This is a genomic window from Cupriavidus sp. 05T313 (assembly GCF_056396665.1).
Genome location: NZ_JBFTLX010000507.1, coordinates 1 through 1,426 on the forward strand (window position 1 = coordinate 1; position 1,426 = coordinate 1,426).

At 58.1% G+C, this 1,426-nt stretch carries 2 protein-coding genes and 1 pseudogene; all 3 read left to right on the plus strand.

The window, feature by feature from the left end; genetic code table 11:
• The coding region (locus AC1DKD_RS41285; protein WP_477144754.1) for an alpha/beta fold hydrolase at window positions 1-529 on the plus strand (529 nt) is incomplete at its 5' end.
• A 49-nt stretch (window positions 530-578) separates the two neighbouring features.
• Window positions 579-986: pseudogene (locus tag AC1DKD_RS41290) on the plus strand (SDR family NAD(P)-dependent oxidoreductase); the annotation flags it as partial.
• A 28-nt stretch (window positions 987-1,014) separates the two neighbouring features.
• Window positions 1,015-1,426 (plus strand): carboxymuconolactone decarboxylase family protein (locus AC1DKD_RS41295; RefSeq protein WP_477144755.1); only part of this gene is annotated, 412 nt, incomplete at its 3' end.

Below are 1,426 nucleotides of genomic sequence, written 5' to 3' on the forward strand. Positions count from 1 at the left end.
CGTGTTGGGTTGGTCGCTAGGCGGGGTGGTGGCGCAGCAACTGGCGCTCGAGGCCCCGCATCTGGTGCGACGCCTGATCGTCGCTGGATCCAGTCCCGGTGGAATCACCGGTGGGCCGCAACCTCATCCGAGAGTTCCGCAGGTCATGGCGCGTCCCGTCAATGACATCGAAGATTTTCTGTTTCTGTTCTTCCCGCAAAGCGAATGCGCAGTCGACGCGGGCCGCGCCTCGCTGAATAGAATCGCCGGGCAACTGGACCGCGGCCCCGCCGTCACGGCCGAGGCATTCATGGCCCAAATCAAGGCCATTTCGTCGTGGCAGGGCGTGCTGCACCGGGCCAGCGAACTACGTCTGCCGATGCTCGTTGCCAACGGCGCGTGTGATGTCATGCTACCGGCCTATCGCTCTTTCGTATTGTCACAGCAGGCACCCGATGCAAAGCTAATCCTTTATCCCGATGCTGGCCACGCGTTTCTGTTCCAGGAGGTTGAAGATTTCGTGATGCAGGTAGACCGCTTCCTAGCATAAATGATGGCCGTCGCGAACMCTTCGTCCCTGTTTTTGCCTCGGTTCTAGGGCAGCGTTTGTTGAGCACCTGAAGTCGCAGCCCGATTCCACGATCATCAACGACAGTTCGGTTCTGGCCTTTGTGTCACTGGCGAGCACGGCGCTGTACTCGGCCACTAAGGCAGCAATCCACTCGTATGCGCTATCGCAGCGCTTCATGCTGCGTGGCACCAGTGAGCGGGTGCTGGAGATTGCACCTCCGTGGGTAGATACCGACCTGATTTACAGGAGCGGCGATTCACGCGCCATGCCGCTGCCTGCATTTATCGCTGAAACGGTGCGGAAGCTCGAGACCGCCACCACCGAGGTGGTGGTGGATATCGCAATGCCGCTGCGCAACAACCCTGGTTCCCAGGAACACACGCTGGTCGACCAATTCAACCAGTCCCTGGCCGAGAACCCCATCCCCGTAGCTTAACCTTACTAAAGGAATCCAAATGACTCGTATGTCCACGATCGATGTCACGTCCGCCACCGGCTTAACTGCCGAACTGTTCGCTAACATCAAACGCGGCCTCGGGAAGGTTCCGAACGCGTACGCGAGCATTGGTTCGCAATCTCCCGTCGTGCTCCAGTCGTTGCTGGCGACAAACGCAGCCTTGAAATCCAGCGGCGAACTTTCTGCGAAAGAGCTGGAAGCAATCAACCTTGCTATTAGCGAAAACAGCGGTTGCGACTATTGCCTCGCAGCACATACTTTGACCGGCAAAATGGCGGGTTTTACTGCTGAACAGATGGTTGAACTGCGCGCTGGCGGATTGAGCTCAGATGCAAAACTTGACGCGCTCGTAAAATTCGTGCTAACCCTGGTTCGCACAACCGGTACCGTTCCGCAGAGCAGCCTGGATAACGTACGCC